Source organism: Citrobacter freundii complex sp. CFNIH2 (genome assembly GCF_002880615.1).
Classification (GTDB): Bacteria; Pseudomonadota; Gammaproteobacteria; order Enterobacterales; family Enterobacteriaceae; genus Citrobacter_A; species Citrobacter_A amalonaticus_F.
Genome location: NZ_CP025757.1, coordinates 4,153,219 through 4,171,663 on the forward strand (window position 1 = coordinate 4,153,219; position 18,445 = coordinate 4,171,663).

At 52.3% G+C, this 18,445-nt stretch carries 16 protein-coding genes; 9 read left to right on the top strand and 7 right to left on the bottom strand.

Annotation, left to right across the window (positions count from 1 at the left end; translation table 11 throughout):
* Window positions 1-15: 15 nt before the first annotated feature.
* The 3 genes from WM46_RS20400 to WM46_RS20410 all read left to right on the top strand — a co-directional run bounded on the left by WM46_RS20400 (window position 16) and on the right by WM46_RS20410 (window position 2,355).
* Window positions 16-756, top strand: coding sequence for a MipA/OmpV family protein (locus WM46_RS20400; RefSeq protein WP_102603157.1), 741 nt, complete (start codon window positions 16-18; stop codon window positions 754-756).
* 478 nt (window positions 757-1,234) lie between these two features.
* The gene (locus WM46_RS20405) at window positions 1,235-1,642 is read left to right on the top strand and encodes a transcriptional regulator (RefSeq protein WP_225622865.1); all 408 of its coding nucleotides are present in this window, start codon (window positions 1,235-1,237) and stop codon (window positions 1,640-1,642) included.
* 239 nt (window positions 1,643-1,881) lie between these two features.
* Complete coding sequence (locus WM46_RS20410) at window positions 1,882-2,355, top strand: 4Fe-4S dicluster domain-containing protein (RefSeq protein WP_061077959.1); 474 nt, start codon at window positions 1,882-1,884, stop codon at window positions 2,353-2,355.
* Window positions 2,356-2,389: 34 nt separating this feature from the next.
* Here the strand turns inward: WM46_RS20410 and avtA are convergent, their stop codons facing one another.
* Together avtA and malS are read right to left on the bottom strand one after the other, a co-directional pair.
* Window positions 2,390-3,643, bottom strand: coding sequence for a valine--pyruvate transaminase (gene avtA, locus WM46_RS20415; RefSeq protein WP_102603158.1), 1,254 nt, complete (start codon window positions 3,641-3,643; stop codon window positions 2,390-2,392).
* Between the two features lie 171 nt (window positions 3,644-3,814).
* Window positions 3,815-5,845, bottom strand: coding sequence for an alpha-amylase (malS, locus tag WM46_RS20420; RefSeq protein WP_102603159.1), 2,031 nt, complete (start codon window positions 5,843-5,845; stop codon window positions 3,815-3,817).
* Between the two features lie 316 nt (window positions 5,846-6,161).
* On the opposite strand from malS, the gene WM46_RS20430 reads away from it, so the two are divergent.
* Entirely contained in the window at window positions 6,162-6,986 is an 825-nt protein-coding gene (locus WM46_RS20430; protein WP_061075950.1) for a protein bax, read from the top strand.
* A 50-nt stretch (window positions 6,987-7,036) separates the two neighbouring features.
* Here the strand turns inward: WM46_RS20430 and xylR are convergent, their stop codons facing one another.
* The 4 genes from xylR to xylF form a co-directional block, all read right to left on the bottom strand.
* Window positions 7,037-8,215, bottom strand: coding sequence for a D-xylose utilization transcriptional activator XylR (xylR, locus tag WM46_RS20435; protein ID WP_102603160.1), 1,179 nt, complete (start codon window positions 8,213-8,215; stop codon window positions 7,037-7,039).
* 83 nt (window positions 8,216-8,298) lie between these two features.
* A complete protein-coding gene (gene xylH / locus WM46_RS20440; protein ID WP_044328306.1) occupies window positions 8,299-9,480 on the bottom strand; it encodes a xylose ABC transporter permease XylH in 1,182 nt (393 codons plus the stop codon).
* Window positions 9,458-10,999: a xylose ABC transporter ATP-binding protein gene (locus WM46_RS20445; protein WP_102603161.1), complete on the bottom strand. Its 1,542-nt coding sequence runs from the start codon at window positions 10,997-10,999 to the stop codon at window positions 9,458-9,460. Before WM46_RS20445 ends, xylH begins: the two co-directional genes overlap by 23 nt.
* A 78-nt stretch (window positions 11,000-11,077) precedes the next feature.
* Window positions 11,078-12,070, bottom strand: a complete 993-nt coding sequence (gene xylF / locus WM46_RS20450; protein WP_042998578.1) for a D-xylose ABC transporter substrate-binding protein — start codon at window positions 12,068-12,070, stop codon at window positions 11,078-11,080.
* 363 nt (window positions 12,071-12,433) lie between these two features.
* On the opposite strand from xylF, the gene xylA reads away from it, so the two are divergent.
* The 3 genes from xylA (at window position 12,434) to yiaB (ending at window position 15,823) form a co-directional block, all read left to right on the top strand.
* Window positions 12,434-13,756, top strand: coding sequence for a xylose isomerase (gene xylA, locus WM46_RS20455; protein WP_102603162.1), 1,323 nt, complete (start codon window positions 12,434-12,436; stop codon window positions 13,754-13,756).
* Window positions 13,757-13,853: 97 nt separating this feature from the next.
* Window positions 13,854-15,308 (top strand): xylulokinase, encoded by a 1,455-nt coding sequence (gene xylB / locus WM46_RS20460; RefSeq protein ID WP_102603163.1) that lies wholly within the window; start codon window positions 13,854-13,856, stop codon window positions 15,306-15,308.
* Window positions 15,309-15,475: 167 nt separating this feature from the next.
* Window positions 15,476-15,823, top strand: coding sequence for an inner membrane protein YiaB (yiaB, locus tag WM46_RS20465; protein ID WP_102603164.1), 348 nt, complete (start codon window positions 15,476-15,478; stop codon window positions 15,821-15,823).
* Window positions 15,824-15,952: 129 nt separating this feature from the next.
* Here the strand turns inward: yiaB and WM46_RS20470 are convergent, their stop codons facing one another.
* Window positions 15,953-16,948 carry an acyltransferase gene (locus WM46_RS20470; RefSeq protein ID WP_102603865.1) on the bottom strand — a complete coding sequence of 332 codons (996 nt, stop codon included), beginning with the start codon at window positions 16,946-16,948 and terminating at the stop codon, window positions 15,953-15,955.
* 177 nt (window positions 16,949-17,125) lie between these two features.
* Here WM46_RS20470 and WM46_RS20480 point away from each other — a divergent pair, with 177 nt between their 5' ends.
* Together WM46_RS20480 and glyQ are read left to right on the top strand one after the other, a co-directional pair.
* A complete protein-coding gene (locus WM46_RS20480; RefSeq protein WP_042998574.1) occupies window positions 17,126-17,431 on the top strand; it encodes a YsaB family lipoprotein in 306 nt (101 codons plus the stop codon).
* A gap of 96 nt (window positions 17,432-17,527) precedes the next feature.
* On the top strand, window positions 17,528-18,439 hold the full coding sequence (gene glyQ / locus WM46_RS20485) for a glycine--tRNA ligase subunit alpha (RefSeq protein ID WP_102603165.1): 912 nt from the start codon (window positions 17,528-17,530) through the stop codon (window positions 18,437-18,439).
* Window positions 18,440-18,445 lie beyond the last annotated feature (6 nt).

Genomic DNA, 18,445 nt, shown 5'->3' on the forward strand with positions numbered 1-18,445 from the left:
AATGGAATGTCGGGCATGTTAATTAAACGCAATATAGTGGCACTATTTGCTTTCTCCTTTATCGCCAGTGCATCTGCTTCGGAATTATCCATCGGTGCGGGTGCGATATATAATGAATCTCCTTATCGCGGGTATAATGAAAATACCCATGCTATTCCCCTCATTAGTTATGAAGGCGAGTCATTCTATGTCCGGCAGACCACGCTGGGCTACATTTTGTCTAAAAGTGAACAAAATGAATTTAGCCTGACCGCTTCCTGGATGCCGTTGGAATTTGATCCTTCCGATAACGACGACCATGCCATGAAAAAGCTCGACAAGCGTGATAGCACGATGATGGCGGGCGCGGCATGGTATCACCATGAGAATTGGGGCAGCGTGAAAGTTTCAGCGGCCGCTGATGTTCTGGATAACAACAATGGCTGGATGGGGGAATTGTCACTGTTCCGTAAAATTCCTGTCGGCCAGCTTGCTCTGATCCCGTCCGTTGGCGTGCTCTACTACGATGAAAATTTCAACGATTACTATTACGGTGTGTCAGGAAGTGAATCCCGCCGCAGCGGCCTGGACCGCTATTCCGCACAGGACAGTTGGGTTCCTTACGTCAGCCTGACCGCAAAATATCCCGTCACTGACAACATTGTTCTGACGGCGAGCGCGGCTTATAGCGTGCTGCCGGATGAAATCAAAGACAGCCCGATGATCGACCGTGATGACAGCTTCACGTTTATGTCAGGCGTGAGCTGGCGCTTCTAAAGGTATGAGAAGAATTGCCGGACAGCGGCCATTGTCCCGGCCTGGAATTGTGCAATCCACAGGTCTGCCGCCGTTCGGCATATTTCTACCGCTATTCTGGTAAGAGAACTACACTGTAATGATAATTGTCCCGGAACGGCCTGTTGCCGGGAGTCACTTTCCCTCTCCATGACGCATTATTGATCCATGCAGCATATTAAGCTGTAATTTGTGATAAATATGCCCGTTTAACTTGCGTTGTCGAATATTCATACTGAAATAGAGTAACACTCTGATAATTTGTTTTTAGAGGTTATTTAACAGCGCCTGGATTTATCCTTTAGGTATTCAGTCTGCACTTTGCTTGCGGCGAGATTAAAATGAACGCTTCAGGTATCTATTGAAATTAACTCTATTTTTTTTAAACTTGCGTAAGACAATATCTACAAGGACTTACACATGTTTAGCTATCGATAGTTCAGTAAAACGTGAGTATGTAATGATGGAATACCAGTTACATGGATTTATGATAGGTCGGGAAATATTTTTTGACATCAATGAGTCGAGAATTTTCAGGCTTCCGGTAAATAAAATGGACAGTGTAATTGCATTTGGTGGCGTATTTTTTAACCGCACGATGCTACGCTTGTTTGTTTATCTTTTACTGAACGCCAGGACCCATTATGTTTCAAAAGATGAGTTACTCGTCAACGTCTGGGAAAAAAATGAATTAAGTGCTTCCACACAGCGTTTGTCTACGATGGTTAAAAATCTCAACAACAAATTATATTTGCTGGGATTACCTCAGCATTCCATCGTTAGCGTAAAAGGAAGCGGGTACATACTGGCACTGGATAATATTCAACCGCTCTACAGTGTGGTCGATGAGGCAGATTATCAAATATAGGTATCACTCAATCGGGTGCCAGCTTATTCCGCAGCGTGATGTCGCCTGCGGATTATTCCCCCTGGACGTCAACGCCCAGGGTTTTTTTTATGCCTCAGGCAGAAAATCGCCCGTAAGGATAAGGCGAATCCCCTGAACGCTTCTGGCATCTGACAAAATTCGACCATTTCCCCTGTTTGATCAAGGCAGCCGCGCCATTCTCTCTGGCACTCTGTGGTTTTATGGCGGGGGAGGGTGCAATGAACCGGTTTATCATGGCGGATGCGACTAAGTGTATTGGCTGTCGTACCTGTGAAGTCGCCTGTGTGGTCTCGCATCAGGAGAATCAGGACTGCGCTGCGGTGTCAGCAGGACACTTTGTCTCGCGCATCCGGGTTATTAAGGAAAATACCTTTACCACCGCCGTAGCCTGTCATCAGTGTGAAGATGCGCCGTGCGCCAATGTTTGCCCGACACAGGCCATTCGTCGCGATCGTGGACACATTTTTGTTGAGCAGGCGCGCTGTATTGGTTGTAAAAGCTGCATGCTGGCGTGCCCGTTCGGCGCAATGAACGTTGTTGCGCAAACCTCGCGCGTACAGGCGGTGAAGTGCGATCTCTGTTGGCATCGCGATACCGGACCTGCCTGCGTGGAGGCTTGCCCGACGGGGGCATTGAATTGTCTGGATGCGGCGAGCGTGCAGCGCCAGCGTCTGCACGCTCAGCCTTTATAAGCGCATTACCCGGCCTGACCAGGCCGGGACGGCATTACTGATTTTCCGTCCAGGCGCGTTCCACCTCTTCAGCCAGAATTTTCACCCCAGCTTCAATTTTCTCCGGATCGGGAACATAGTTCATGCGCATACACTGGTGCGTGTGCGGCCAGGGTTTATCGAGGCCCGGGAAGAAGTAATGTCCCGGCACCATCAGTACACCGCGTGCTTTCAGACGCTGGTAGAGTAACTCGGTGGTGATCGGCAGATCCTGGAACCACAGCCAGAGGAAAATTGCCCCTTCTGGTTTATGAATTAAGCAGCGATTTTCTGGTAAATAGCGGCGGATGATCGCAATGGTTTGCTGAACACGCTGAAAATAGAACGGTTTGATAACCGTTTCTGACAGTCGCATCAGGTCGTTACGTTTAATCATTTCGCACATCATGGCCGGCCCAATCCCGCCTGGCGCAAGGCTAATGATGCCGTTCATATTGGCGATGGCCGTGATGATTTTTTCATTGGCGATGATGATGCCGCAGCGTGAGCCTGGCAGCCCCAGCTTGGAGAGACTCATGCACAGCACAATGTTGGGATTCCACAGCGGACGCGCCTCGCTAAAAATAATGCTCGGGAACGGCACGCCATAAGCATTATCAATCACCAGCGGAATATCGTGCTGGTTGGCAAGCGTATCGAGTTTTATCAGCTCTTCATCTGTGATGACGTTACCCGTCGGATTAGTTGGCCGGGAGACGCAAATCATCCCGGTCTCTTCACCAATGTGCAGATGTTCGAAGTCTACGTGATACTTGAACTGACCCTCTGGCAGCAGCTCAATATTGGGACGCGCCGAGACGAACAGATCCTCTTCCAGCCCGGAATCCGCATAGCCGATATATTCCGGCGCGAGGGGGAACAGTACCTTTTTGGTGGTCCCATCAGCGCGACGACCGGCAAAGAGGTTAAACAAGTAGAAAAATGCGCTCTGGCTGCCGTTTGTTAGCGCAATATTCTGCGGTTCGATATCCCAACCCAGATTTTCACGGAGCAGCGAAGCAAGCATGGTCAGCAGCTCGGTTTTCCCCTGCGGACCGTCATAATTGCAAAGCGCATCAGTGAGTTTGCCGTTTTCCAGCATCTCAGTCAGGAGCGTATGGAAGTAATCCTGCATCGCCGGGATTTGTGCCGGATTACCGCCGCCCAGCATGATTGCGCCTGGGGTGCGTAAACCGTCGTTGAGGTCCTCCATCAGGCGGGTAATGCCTGAATGGCGGGTGAATTTGTCGCCGAAAAGTGAAAATGTCATAACGGATGGTCTGTCAAACGCTGAGTCGAAGTGGGTTACCTTAACGCTAGCACTGGCAGGGTGCAAATCGAGCTGAAACGGGTGCTTTGACGTTTTATGCTTATAATTTTCTTAAGAGTAGTGTTTTATTTTGCTGCGTCTGAGGGGGCTGACCTCAGACGCCGGTTTACGTTAGCGCTGACCTGCCCAGATGACCATCACCGAGTCGTCGCCGTGCTGGCGGACGAAGCCGTATCCCTGTTTGAGCGAGAGCGTGGTTTGCTTGCCTGCGCCGATGGCCGGATGTCGGGCTCTGAACTGACCGAGGCGCTGCCAGTGGGTAACGTTGTCGGCCATTTTTCCGCTGACATCCTGCCAGTTCATCTCTGAGCGTGTGCCCTGTAAAGGATCAGAGCCGGTGGGGCCAAAAGGCCGCGCGGACTCATCGCCATAGAATATTTGCACGGTGCCGGGCGCTAACAGCAGTAACTCAGCGGCTTTATCTCCACCTTCACGGAACAGACGAGTATCGTGTGAGGAGAGATAACTCAATACATTGAAACTCTGTAATTTTTCCGCCATCTGTTGCCAGATGAGATCCATATCTGACAGGCAATCAACGGCTTTTGCGGCCTGCTCCTGGTAGTCAAAGTTGATCATCGCGTCAAAACCGTGGCGATAGTAGTCGCTCTGCATTACGCCATGGCCCCAGGCTTCGCCAGTCATCCAGAACGGTTTATCATCGAGCGCTTTGTCCGGATTCGCTTTTTTCCATTCAACCAGTGCTGCGCTGGCCTGCGTTTTTAACTGTTGCCAGGCCGGAAGTTCGACGTGTTTCGCCGTGTCGACGCGAAATCCATCGACACCATAATCGCGCACCCACTGACTCAGCCAGTGGGTCAGGTAATCCCGGGGCGTGTAGCCTTCAATGGCTTTTGCGTGCGTATCGGCTTTATGTTGATAAAACACTGGCAGGCCAGATGGGATCGTCGATTCGGTTTTCAGATCCGGCAGGAAAGCCAGCGACATCGTGAGATCGTCAAAGCCTGGGTTGTCGTAATCGCCAATGTCAGTGCGGATCCACGCTTTCCCCCACCATTTTTCCCAGGCGGCCTTATCGCTAAAGTTGATGTAATCATTGAAGCTGTGCCAGCTCTGCCCGGCGGCAGGTTTCCAGTCTGTCCAGCGCTCGCCGAGCGTTTTTTTCAACTCATCGCCAGAAAGGTAGAGCGCGCCGAACTGATATTCCTGCATATCCGCCAGCGTGGCGTAGCCGGTATGGTTCATTACGACATCAAACAGAATGCGGATCCCGCGCCGGTGTGCGCCGTCAATCAGCGCGCGCAGGTCGGCTTCGTTGCCCATGTTGGCATCAAGCGTGATCCAGTCTTGCGTGTAATAACCGTGGTAGGCATAGTGCGGGAAATCGCCTTTCGTGCCGCCACCCACCCAGCCGTGGATCTGTTCGAACGGTGCGCTTATCCACAACGCATTCACGCCCAGTTGTTGCAGATAATCCAGTTTGTGAGTCAGTCCGCGTAAATCGCCGCCATGAAACGTGCCGATTTCCTCCATGCCGTCTTTATGGCGACCGTAACTCTGGTCATTGGACGGATCGCCATTCTCGAAGCGGTCGGTGAGCACAAAATAGACCGTGGCGTTGTGCCAGTCGAACGACGCTGGTGCGTCGGTCTCCGCCCGTTCCAGCAGTAACAGGCCATTACTGGCAGGGGCGGGTTGCAACGTTATCTGTCCGTTTTTCACCGTGGCGGTCTGTCCGCTGTAAAAATCGCGTACCACGCTCCCTTCCGGGAAAGTCTGCGCGACGGCTAACGTCAGTGGCTTTCCATCCCACTTCGGACACTGGCGCGCCACATTGGCGGTAGGTTCGGCCTCGCGCGGCACCGTAATCATTAACGTTGGCGTACCAGAACGGGTATCGATTTCCAGCGTATAACGGCCATCTTTGAACAGACGCCACTGTGGCGGGGTCCCTTCGCACGGGATCAGCGACAGCATCTGATTGAGTTTTATCGTATTAGCCGGCTGCCAGCACTGTTGGTCAAAATTTAGCGTTAATGAACGAGTACCCTTCGTCAGTTCAGCGTGACTGGCAAACTTACCGGTTCCCTCAGCGGTAAACGAGGGGAAGCCCTGAGACGTCCATGTTGCGGCGCTCGTGATGCCTGGCAGTAGCGCGAGGGCGATGGCGGCAAGTTTCATTGTGCGGTCCTTTTTGCGGCGATTTTAACCAGTTTGCCTGAGAAACCGCTGACGAAACTCATCCTTCAACCGCATTCAACCAGGATGAGGGGCGCGGATGAGTGATTTTGGGCAAAAAATAGCCTTAATTTGCGATAACCACCACAAATCTTTCGAATTAGTCCCTTGCGGGATAGTTTATGCGTGACACGGTTTCGGAATTGGCCTATTCCTTAGGGTGCTCTTGATCGCTATTTTTGATATGATTTGAGATTCAACTCTCAAAATTGTGAAAAAGATAAGGTGTTGGAATGATTCAATCCGACCAGGAGACCTAATGATATTGACTCCCATACGACGATATGGGGCAATGATTCTTATGTTACTCACCATCGTATTTTCGGGTGAGGTGCTGGCAAAGACGCACACAACGACATCGAGTCAAAAGTCCCACGTAACCAAGACAAGTAATAAACAGGTAAGCAGTAAACAAGAGTATTCTCGCAATAGTGCAAAGAGCAGTTCACTTCCTGATTTGCGAAAATACCCTTCCGGAACACCAAGGAAAAAAGCGTTTCTCCGGACGGTTATGCCTTATATTACCAGTCAAAATGCTGCGATCACTGCCGATCGTAACTGGCTGATCTCAAAGCAGTATCAGAACCGCTGGTCACCGACTGAGCGTACGCGCATGAAAGATATTGCGAAGCGCTACAAGGTGAAATGGTCTGGCAACACCCGGAGCATTCCGTGGAATACGTTGCTGGAACGCGTAGACATCATCCCGACCAGTATGGTGGCGACGATGGCTGCGGCAGAAAGCGGTTGGGGTACCTCTAAACTTGCGCGTAGCAATAACAACCTGTTCGGCATGAAGTGCGCGAAAGGGAGTTGTAACAATGCGCCAGGTAAAGTGAAAGGTTACTCTCAGTTCGATTCGGTCAAAGAGTCGGTCAGCGCCTACGTGATTAACCTGAACACGCATCCGGCTTACGCCTCTTTCCGTAAATCACGCGCGCAGTTGCGTAAAGCGGATCAGGAAGTGACGGCGACGGCGATGATTCATAAGCTGAAGGGTTATTCAACGAAGGGGCAGAGTTACAACAACTATCTGTTCGCGATGTATCAGGATAACCAGCGATTAATCGCAGCCCATATGTAATCCCCAAACGCCTTCTGCAAAGAAGGCGTTTTTGTTTCACTCCTGCTGCATCACATCAGCACTTCACTGTTCAGATCGCGATACTCTTTTGGCGTCGTGTCGTACTCTTTCTTAAAGACGGAATAGAAATACTGCAGCGACGGATAACCGCACATCTGCGAGATTTCGTTAATCGACAGCGTCGTGGAAATCAACAGGCTGCGCGCTTTCTCCAGCTTTTCAGCGTGGATCACCGCGTGAATGGTCTCTCCCACTTCTTCTTTAAACCGCTTCTCCAGATTGGAACGTGAAATCCCAACCGCATCCAGCACCTGATCCACCTTGATGCCTTTGCAGGCGTGGTTGCGGATATAGTGCATCGCCTGAATAACGGCGGGATCGGAGAGGGAGCGGTAGTCTGTCGAACGACGTTCAACGACGCGCACCGGAGGCACCAGAATGCGCTGGAGCGGCAGTGCCTCATCGGCCAGCAGGCGATGTAGCAGCTTTGCCGCCTGATAGCCCATTTGCCTCGCACCCTGAGCCACCGACGACAGCGCAACCCGTGACAGATAGCGGGTCAGTTCTTCATTATCAATGCCAATGACGCACAGTTTTTCGGGTACCGGAATATGCAGATGTTCGCAGACCTGAAGCACATGACGGGCGCGGGCGTCAGTGACCGCGATAATACCCGTCTGCGGCGGCAGGGTTTGCAGCCAGTCCGCCAGTCGATTTTGCGCGTGTTGCCAGAGTTCAGGCGCGGTTTCCAGTCCCTGATACACCACGCCACGATACTTCTCCTCCGCCACCAACTGGCGGAAGGCATGCTCGCGTTCCGCCGCCCAACGCTTTCCGCTGGAGGCAGGCAGGCCGTAAAAGGCAAAACGGTTGACCCCTTTTTCTTTCAGGTGCAGAAAGGCGCTCTCAACGAGGGCATGGTTATCGGTGGCAATGTAATGGACGGGAGGATAATTTTCCGCCAGATGATAGGAGCCTCCGACACCGATGATGGGCACATGGACATCAACTAACAATCGTGCGATCTCATCGTCGTCATAGTCGGCAATCACGCCGTCACCTAACCACTCTTTGATGTTATCAATACGGGCGCGGAAGTCCTCCTCAATGAAGATGTCCCATTCGGATTGCGAGGCTTGTAGATATTCACCGACCCCTTCCACCACCTGACGGTCGTAGGCTTTGTTGGCATTAAATAACAGGGTAATACGGTGACGTTTATCAAACATGGTTCTGTCTCTGCTCAATCTTTCATAAACGACAATGCCGGACAGGAGTGACCGGCATAAAAATAGCCCTATTTTTCAGCAGTTCAGGCGCGGCGTTTTGTCGCTGAATCCATCCATACTGCCAGCAACAGAATCGCGCCCTTCACGATATACTGCCAGAACGTTGGGACATCCATCATACTCATTCCGTTATCCAGAGAAGCCATAATAAATGCGCCCATCACCGCGCCCGCAACGCTGCCAACGCCGCCAGCCAGGCTAGTTCCGCCGATGACGCAGGCGGCAATGGCATCCAGTTCAGCGATGTTTCCCGCAGATGGCGACCCGGCACCGAGACGCGAACTGAGGATCAGCCCGGCAATCGCCACCATCAGACCGTTGATGGCGAACACCGCCAGTTTGGTCCGCGCGACGTTAATACCGGAAAGACGGGCGGCCTCCAGATTGCCCCCAATGGCATAAATACGTCGGCCAAATGCGGTTCGTGTCGCCATGAACATCCCGGCGAGCAGCAAAAATACCAGCAGCAGAACGGGCGTCGGCACGCCGCGATAATCATTCAACAGCCAGATGGCGCCTAACACAATAACGGCGGTTAATGCCTGACGGCCCACGACGCTGGTTGACGCCGGGGCATCAAGACCCAGGGACTGCCGACGCATGCGCCCGCGCCACTGCCAGCCGATAAACGCCATCAAACCCATCGCGCCGAGGGTGAAGCCCAATCCATTGGATAAGTAGCTTTGCCCAATCTGCGACATGGCGGAACTGGTCGGCGATACGGTTGTACCATTGGTGATGCCGATGAGGATACCGCGAAACGCCAGCATCCCGGCCAGAGTCACAATAAATGAGGGAACTTTGCGGTAAGCGACCCACCAGCCATTCCAGGCACCGAGCAGCAAGCCCAGCGCCAGCGTGACGATAATGGTGAACGGCAGCGGCCAGCCCAGCCAGACGTCGCAGATAGCCGCGACGCCGCCCAACAATCCCATCATGGAACCGACGGAGAGATCGATTTCCGCTGAGATGATGACGAATACCATGCCAACCGCCAGGATCCCCGTAATCGCGGTCTGGCGGAGCAGGTTGGAGACGTTACGTGCGCTGAGATACGCACCGTCCGTTGTCCAGGTAAAGAACAGCATGATCACAATGATGGCCGCGATCATCACGAACACCTGTAGATTCAGCGATTTAATCCCGGGAAAAACGCCCGTCAGTGGGGCGGTGAGTTTAACGTCAGACGGATTGTTTTTCGACATGATGTTCGCTCCTCAAAGCGGCTTCCATCACCTGCTCTTGCGTCAGGTTATGATTGACCAGGTTGGCTTTCAGTTTTCCTTCGTGCATCACCAGAATGCGATCGCTGAGTCCCAGCACTTCGGGCAATTCAGACGAAATGACGATCACAGCGATACCCTGCTGAACGAGCTGGTTAATAAGTTTGTAGATTTCATATTTCGCGCCGATATCGATGCCCCGCGTAGGCTCATCGAGGATGAGAATTTGCGGGTTGAGCAACAGGCAGCGCGCCAGAATGGCTTTTTGTTGATTCCCGCCGCTCAGACGGCCGATCGCCAACTCAGGAGAAGACGTTTTGACTTTCAGACGTTGCAGGGATTCGAGGATGCATTTGCACTCGGCGGCATCGTCTAACTGGCTTGCCTTGCCAGTGAACTGATCAAGCGCGGCGAGGGTAATGTTTTTCCCCACTGCCATGACCGGCACAATGCCATCGCGTTTGCGATCCTCCGGGACCATGGCGATCCCGTGGGTGATGGCCTGCTGACAGTTGCGGATGTTAACGGACCGGCCGTCAATCGCGACCTCTCCTTCCCAGCGTCCGGGCCAAACGCCAAACAGACACTGAACAAGCTCCGTGCGTCCCGCGCCCACCAGACCAGCAATCCCCAGGATTTCGCCGCGTTTTAACGAGAAGGAAACGTCATTCACGCGCCGGATATGGCGATTGACGGGATGCCAGGCCGTGAGATGATCAACGCGTAAAATCTCTTCACCCGTGGTGTGAGGTTCGCTGGGGTAAAGTGCGGTGAGTTCGCGACCAACCATCATGGTGATGATATCGTCTTCGCTCATGCCAGCTGCGTCGCGGGTGCCAATATGCTTGCCATCACGGATCACGCAGATCGTGTCGGAAATGGCTTTCACTTCGTTCAGTTTGTGTGAAATGTAGATGCAGGCGATATCGTGCTGTTGCAGATCGCGGATGATCTCCAGCAGCACCGTCGTTTCTTGCTCGGTGAGTGACGCTGTCGGCTCGTCCAGAATCAGCAGGCGCACCTGTTTATTCAGCGCTTTCGCAATTTCAACCAGCTGTTGCTGACCAAGGCCCAACTCGCCCACCCGGGTATCGGGAGAAATCGCCAGACTGACCTGCCTGAGCAATTTTTGGCAGCGCAGGGTCATCATGTCGTAATCAAGCACGCCATGACGGCTTATTTCGCTACCGAGGAAAATATTCTCCAGCACGGTTAAGTGTTTAACCAGCGCTAACTCCTGATGGATAATGGCAATCCCTTTGCGTTCGGTATCACGAATATGGTTAGCCTGTAGCGTTTCTCCGGCAAATACAATTTCACCTTCGTAACTGCCATGGGGATAAATACCGCACAGTACTTTCATCAGCGTCGATTTACCTGAGCCATTCTCGCCGCATAATGAAATAATTTCACCGGCATTCAGTCTGAGGCTGACGTTATCAATCGCCTTGACGACACCGAAGGTTTTGGTGATGTTCTTCATTTCAAGTAGACAGGACATAGCGACTCCGCAGTAGCCAATGAGAGAACCGGGCGTGGTGGGAAATGCGCGCCCGCAGCCATCGCTGGGGCGCTACGCTTACAGTTCGCTCTGCTTATGGAATCCGTCTTTAATCACGGTCTCATTGATGTTGTTTTTGTTAACGTCAATCGGCGTTAATAAGCGGGAGGGGACATCTTTCAGACCGTTGTTTAACGTAGCGTCGGCTTTAGGTTGCTGTCCGTTACCCAGTTCTACGGCGATTTCGGCGGCGGTATTGGCCAGCAACGTAATCGGCTTATAGACGGTCATTGTTTGGGTTCCTGCGACAATGCGCTTGATACCCGCAAGGTCGGCGTCCTGACCGGAAATCGCCACTTTCCCTGAAAGCCCTTGCGCACTGAGCGCCTGAACCGCCCCGCCTGCCGTCGCGTCATTGGAGGCGACAACGGCATCAATGTTGTTATTGTTGGCGGTTAAGGCGTTTTCCATAATTTTCAGCGCATTTTCCGGCAGCCAGCCGTCAACCCACTGATCGCCAACCACCTTTATTTTTCCGGAATCGATATACGGTTTTAACACTTTCATCTGCCCGGCGCGGAAAAGTTTGGCATTATTATCGACCGGCGAACCACCCATCAGAAAATAATTTCCCTGAGGGACACGTTCAACTAATGCCTGGGCCTGTAATTCACCGACTTTTTCGTTATCAAATGAAATATAGAAATCGATGTCAGCGTCATTGATCATGCGGTCATAAGCTAAAACTTTAATACCTTCTTGTTTCGCCTCTTTAACCACGTTACTTAATACTTGTCCGTTATAAGGAATAATAACGAGGACATCCACACCTCGGTTAATCATATTTTCAATCTGCGACATCTGGGTTTCTTCATTCCCGTTCGCGGACTGGACAAAGACTTTTGCACCAAGCGATTCGGCTTTGCTGACGAAAATATCGCGATCTTTCTGCCAGCGTTCGAGGCGCAGGTCATCAATCGCCATACCGATTTTAATTTCTTTGGCATGTCCCGCCACGCTGGTAAGCAAAAGGGAGGTGCAGACAGTGAGTAAGAGATTCTTCATCTTCATAATCGTGATGCCTTTTGTTAGAGGGAGCAACAATAAAAGTAACAATCACAGCATAAGACGTTGCAGAATTTAGCAATTCATACGGGGAAGACAATTACAGATTTTTATCTTGCGGTTACGAAATTTGGTTTATTTCCTGAATTATGACCAGGATCTTACTTTTTACCGTGGAGACTGAATGTTGCATTTATGCCAGCAGGATACCCATTTTTTGCAAATGGATATTTTTATTTTGCGAGGTGGCGCACACTTGTGAATTCTCTCAATAGCAGTGTGAAATAACATAATTGAGCAACGAGATGGGAGTGCTCAATATTACGACATGACCTATTTCCGTCGTATTCCCTGATTATGGAGTTCATTATGCAGGCATATTTTGACCAACTCGATCGCGTTCGTTATGAAGGCCCCCGTTCCACTAATCCGTTAGCATTCCGTCATTACAATCCTGATGAGATCGTATTGGGCAAACGGATGGAAGATCATCTGCGTTTTGCAGCCTGCTACTGGCATACCTTCTGCTGGAACGGGGCTGATATGTTTGGTGTCGGGGCGTTTGATCGTCCGTGGCAGCAACCGGGGGATGCACTGGCGCTGGCAAAACGTAAAGCGGACGTCGCGTTTGAGTTTTTCCACAAGCTGCACGTTCCGTTCTACTGCTTCCATGATGTCGATGTTTCTCCGGAAGGCGCGTCGCTGAAAGAGTACAAAAATAACTTCGCCCAAATGGTGGATGTGCTGGCTGAGAAGCAAGAGCAGAGCGGCGTGAAGCTGCTGTGGGGCACGGCAAACTGCTTCACCAATCCCCGTTACGGTGCCGGGGCGGCGACGAACCCGGATCCAGAAGTGTTCAGTTGGGCGGCCACTCAGGTGGTAACGGCGATGGACGCTACGCACAAACTGGGCGGTGAAAACTACGTGCTGTGGGGCGGTCGTGAAGGATACGAAACCTTGCTGAATACCGACCTGCGCCAGGAGCGTGAGCAAATTGGCCGCTTTATGCAAATGGTGGTTGAGCACAAACACAAAACGGGCTTCCAGGGCACTCTGCTGATCGAGCCGAAGCCGCAGGAACCGACCAAACATCAGTATGACTACGATGCGTCGACCGTTTACGGCTTCCTCAAGCAGTTCGGTCTGGAAAAAGAGATCAAACTGAATATTGAGGCTAACCACGCGACGCTGGCGGGTCATTCATTCCACCACGAAATCGCCACGGCGATTGCGCTGGGTCTGTTTGGCTCTGTGGATGCCAACCGGGGTGACGCGCAGTTGGGCTGGGATACCGACCAGTTCCCGAACAGCGTAGAAGAGAATGCGCTGGTGATGTACGAAATCCTCAAAGCTGGCGGTTTCACCACTGGCGGCCTGAACTTTGACGCCAAAGTGCGTCGTCAGAGCACGGATAAATACGATCTGTTCTATGGCCATATTGGCGCGATGGACACGATGGCGCTGTCGCTGAAAATTGCCGCGCGCATGGTTGAGGATGGCGAGCTGGATAAGCGCGTCGCGAAACGTTATGCCGGCTGGAGTAGCGAACTGGGCCAGCAGATCCTGAAAGGACAGATGTCATTAAGCGAACTGGCGCATTATGCTGAACAGCACAACCTGGCGCCGGTGCATCAGAGCGGTCATCAGGAACAGCTGGAAAACCTGGTGAATCATTACCTGTTCGATAAATAATCGACATCGCCGGGTGACGCTGCGTTTCCCGGTCGGTGATTTGACAGGCCCGGTGAGCATTGTGGCACCGGGCATTTCAGTTTAAGGAACCCACGCTATGTATATTGGGATCGATCTTGGCACCTCGGGCGTGAAAGCGATTTTGCTCAATGAGCAAGGCGAGGTGGTCGCATCGCAAACGGAAAAACTCACCGTCTCCCGTCCTCATCCGCTCTGGTCGGAGCAAGATCCCGAACAGTGGTGGCTGGCGACGGACCGCGCCCTGAAGGCGTTGGGCAAACAGCATTCGTTAAGCAAAGTGAAAGCGCTGGGGATTGCCGGGCAGATGCATGGCGCGACGTTGCTCGACAGCCAACAACAGGTACTACGACCAGCCATTCTGTGGAATGACGGACGTTGTGGCGAGGAGTGCGCGTTGCTGGAGTCAATGGTGCCGCAGTCGCGCGCCATCACCGGTAACCTGATGATGCCTGGATTCACGGCACCGAAGCTGCTGTGGGTACAGCGCCACGAGCCGGCGGTATTCCGTCAGGTGGCAAAGGTGCTGCTACCGAAAGACTATCTGCGTTTACGCATGACCGGTGAGTTTGCCAGCGATATGTCTGACGCTGCGGGAACGATGTGGCTGGATGTAGAAAAACGTGACTGGAGTGACGTGATGCTGAATGCCTGCGGCCTGACCCGTGACCATATGCCCGCGTTATTCGAAGGAAGTGAGATTACCGGCAAATTGCTGCCTGATGTCGCAATGGCATGGGATATGCCTGCGGTTTCTGTCGTTGCAGGCGGTGGCGACAACGCGGCAGGCGCAGTCGGCGTGGGGATGGTCAATGCCGATCAGGCTATGCTGTCACTGGGGACGTCTGGCGTCTATTTTGCCGTCAGTGACGGTTTCCTGAGCAAGCCCGAAAGCGCAGTACACAGCTTTTGCCATGCGTTGCCTGAGCGCTGGCATCTGATGTCGGTGATGCTAAGTGCGGCCTCCTGTCTGGACTGGGCGGCAACGTTAACCGGTCTGGAGACGGTGCCGGCGCTAATTGATGCGGCGCAGCAGGCTGATGATGCAGCCGACCCTGTCTGGTTCTTGCCGTATCTCTCAGGTGAACGTACGCCGCACAATAATCCGCAGGCGAAAGGCGTTTTCTTTGGTCTGACCCATCAGCATGGACCGGCTGAGCTGGCGCGCGCGGTGCTGGAAGGCGTGGGCTATGCGCTGGCCGACGGAATGGATGTGGTACATGCCTGTGGCGTGAAGCCGCGCAGTATCACGTTGATAGGCGGTGGTGCGCGTAGCGCGTACTGGCGGCAAATGCTGGCGGATATCAGCGGTCTGCAACTGGATTATCGCACCGGTGGCGATGTGGGACCGGCGCTGGGCGCCGCTCGTCTGGCTCAAATAGCGCAAAACCCGGAGAGATCGCTGGTAGAGCTGTTGCCGCAACTTCCGCTTGAACAGACACACATGCCCGATGCACAACGTCATACCGTTTATCAACAGCGCCGGGAAACCTTCCGCCGTCTTTACCAGCAACTACTTCCACTGATGTCCTGAGCCTGAATCCCTCCTGCAACGCAGGGGGGATTAACTCAACGCATATAAAAAATTCATCAATACATTAAATGTATGGATTTATTCTGAAATTCCACTTCTTGCTCATTTTCCAGTGTTGTCTTTCATGGTGTGTCCCTAATCTGCATCCGTTGGATAAGGAGATTCCAGTGAAAAGCTCGACGTTAATTTCATGGCTGTTGCTCATTTCAGGCACATCGACTTACGTTATTGGCTTAGGGCTGGCATGTCCGTCACTAAGCGGAAAGGGTTATTTTCTCAGCGTCCTGACGACCGCCATATTTGTTACGTACGCTTATCTGCGAGAAGAAAAACGCGGGCTACTGGACGATGGCTTCGTTACCGTGTGCCAAATGGTCGCGCTGATCACGCTGGGGTTGTTTCTGGTAGGCATCCTCAACGCGCCGTTATCACTGAGTGGGCGGGGTCTCTATCCGGTGGCGTTTTTTGTGGGTCTATTGGGTTTTGTTCGTTTATTTCGTGCATCGGGTCATTAAATAAAAGGGGATCACTTTGCTGTGGGGTTTCCTGGCTTGCTATCTGTTACGGCGTCTGAGACGGCGCTCTCTCTGATAACGGTTTTAGTCTCTCTGAAATGCCCGGCGTCACGACCGGGCATTTCATCATCAACTGACCAGCCTGCGCGTATCGACGCGTTGTAACAACATTGAAAGCAGTAAACTGCCGGCGAGGGTCGCGCTGAAAATCCACAACATATCCAGCGGCGGCCAGCGTTTGATTTCCAGCCCGCTGGTGCGCAAGGCATGAATAATGAGCGCATGAAAGCCATAAATGCCGAGCGAATGGCGGGAAATCAGCCCCAGTCCAGGGACCGTTTGCGTATTCAGCGTGTTTTTCACCAGCGTCAGCAGCGCGACGGCACAGATAAAGACCATGGGGCCGCAATAGAGATACCAGGTATCGGCAAAATTGCCGCGCCACTGTAGTTCATGCAACGTCCCACGAGAGATGATCCACACCGCAACCACAAAAAGCCCCGCGCTTAACCAGGAAAGCGCGCGTTTTTGTGTCTCCATCATGCCGATAGCGCGTCCCAGCATCCCGTACAAAATGTAGTAAAAGGTATCGCCGTTGATATACAAATTGATGGGGAGCCACTCGAACCCGCCCACTTTTTGCGACACGGTATTCGGATTGGCGAGGATGCCAATGACCACCATCAGCACCAGCAGCATTTTGCCGCTGACGTTTTTCACCTGAATCAGCGGTGAGACCAGGTAGATCACGGCGATCGCGAAGAAAAACCACAGGTGATAGAACACCGGTTTTTGCAGCAGATTTTTTAAGGAGAGTTCGGCGTTAATCGAAGTAAACAACGTGATGTAAAGCAGGGCAACGGCGCTGTAGAACAGCAGGCACAGCGCGATGCGTAAAAAATGGCGCGACTGTGCGCTGCGCTCGCCAAAAAAGAGGTAGCCCGAAATCATAAAAAATAGCGGTACGCTGACGCGTGAAGCCGAATTTAGTACGTTGGCAAGATCCCAGTTAACGGGACTGACACTCTGTGCATTGGTGATGTACCAGGTTGTGGTGTGAATCATGACCACCATCAGACAGGCGATCCCTCGCAGGTTATCAATCCAGAAAATTTTGGGCTGCATCAGTTCCTCTGTTTTCGTTTCAAAAATGGTCTGACTCACATTTTGTCAGCCTGTCCCGCTGGATTAATCTGAGTTTTTACACTAAAGCTTGTGATGGTCCGATGAGATTCGCAAAATGCGTCTGCCACACCGAACGTAATAATAATAAGACTGATCAGTAAATTAGGCGGTAATAAAATGATGATGAAATCTTTCTTTCCAGCAATGGTGATTCTGTTGCTGGCAGGATGTACTCCCTCCCAGCCATCGCCGACGCAAAAGGCGCAGAAAGTGAAAGTCAGTCCCACGCGCACGCTGGATATGGAAGCGCTGTGCAAAGATCAGGCTGCGCGACGCTATAATACCGGTACGCAGAAAATTGATGTTACGGGCTTTGAACAATTTCAGGGGAGTTATGAGATGCGCGGCGCTACCTTCCGTAAAGAGAGTTTTGTCTGCTCTTTTGACGCGGATGGGCAGTTTTTACATCTTTCCATGCGTTAAGCCCTGCCTTTTTCCCGTTTCGTACTGTATATCTTGCAGTCAGCGGGTATACTGATCCCTTCCTTTTAAAACCACACGTATCCAGCACGAAATACTATGCAAAAGTTTGATACCAAGACCTTCCAGGGCCTGATCCTGACATTACAGGATTACTGGGCTCGTCAGGGCTGCACCATTGTTCAACCTTTGGACATGGAAGTGGGCGCAGGTACCTCGCACCCGATGACCAGCCTGCGTGCGTTGGGGCCAGAACCGATGGCAACCGCGTATGTGCAACCTTCTCGTCGTCCAACTGATGGACGCTACGGCGAAAACCCGAACCGTTTACAGCACTACTATCAGTTTCAGGTAGTGATTAAACCCTCTCCGGACAACATCCAGGAGCTGTATCTCGGGTCGCTGAAAGAGCTGGGTATGGACCCCACCATTCACGACATTCGTTTCGTGGAAGATAACTGGGAAAACCCGACGCTGGGTGCCTGGGGTCTGGGTTGGGAAGTGTGGCTGAACGGGATGGAAGTGACGCAGTTCACTTACTTCCAGCAGGTTGGCGGACTGGAATGTAAGCCGATCACCGGTGAAATCACCTATGGTCTGGAACGTCTGGCAATGTACATCCAGGGCGTAGACAGCGTTTACGACCTGGTCTGGAGCGACGGCCCGCTGGGTAAAACCACGTATGGCGACGTGTTCCATCAGAACGAAGTGGAGCAATCCACCTACAACTTCGAATACGCGGATGTGGACTTCCTGTTCACCTGCTTTGAGCAGTATGAGAAAGAAGCGCAGCAACTGCTGGCGCTGGAAAATCCGCTGCCGCTGCCTGCCTACGAGCGTATTCTGAAGGCCGCCCATAGCTTCAACCTGCTGGATGCGCGTAAAGCCATCTCCGTCACCGAACGTCAGCGCTATATTCTGCGTATTCGTACCCTGACCAAAGCAGTGGCAGAAGCTTACTATGCTTCCCGTGAAGCCCTCGGCTTCCCGATGTGCAATAAAGACAAATAAGAGGCG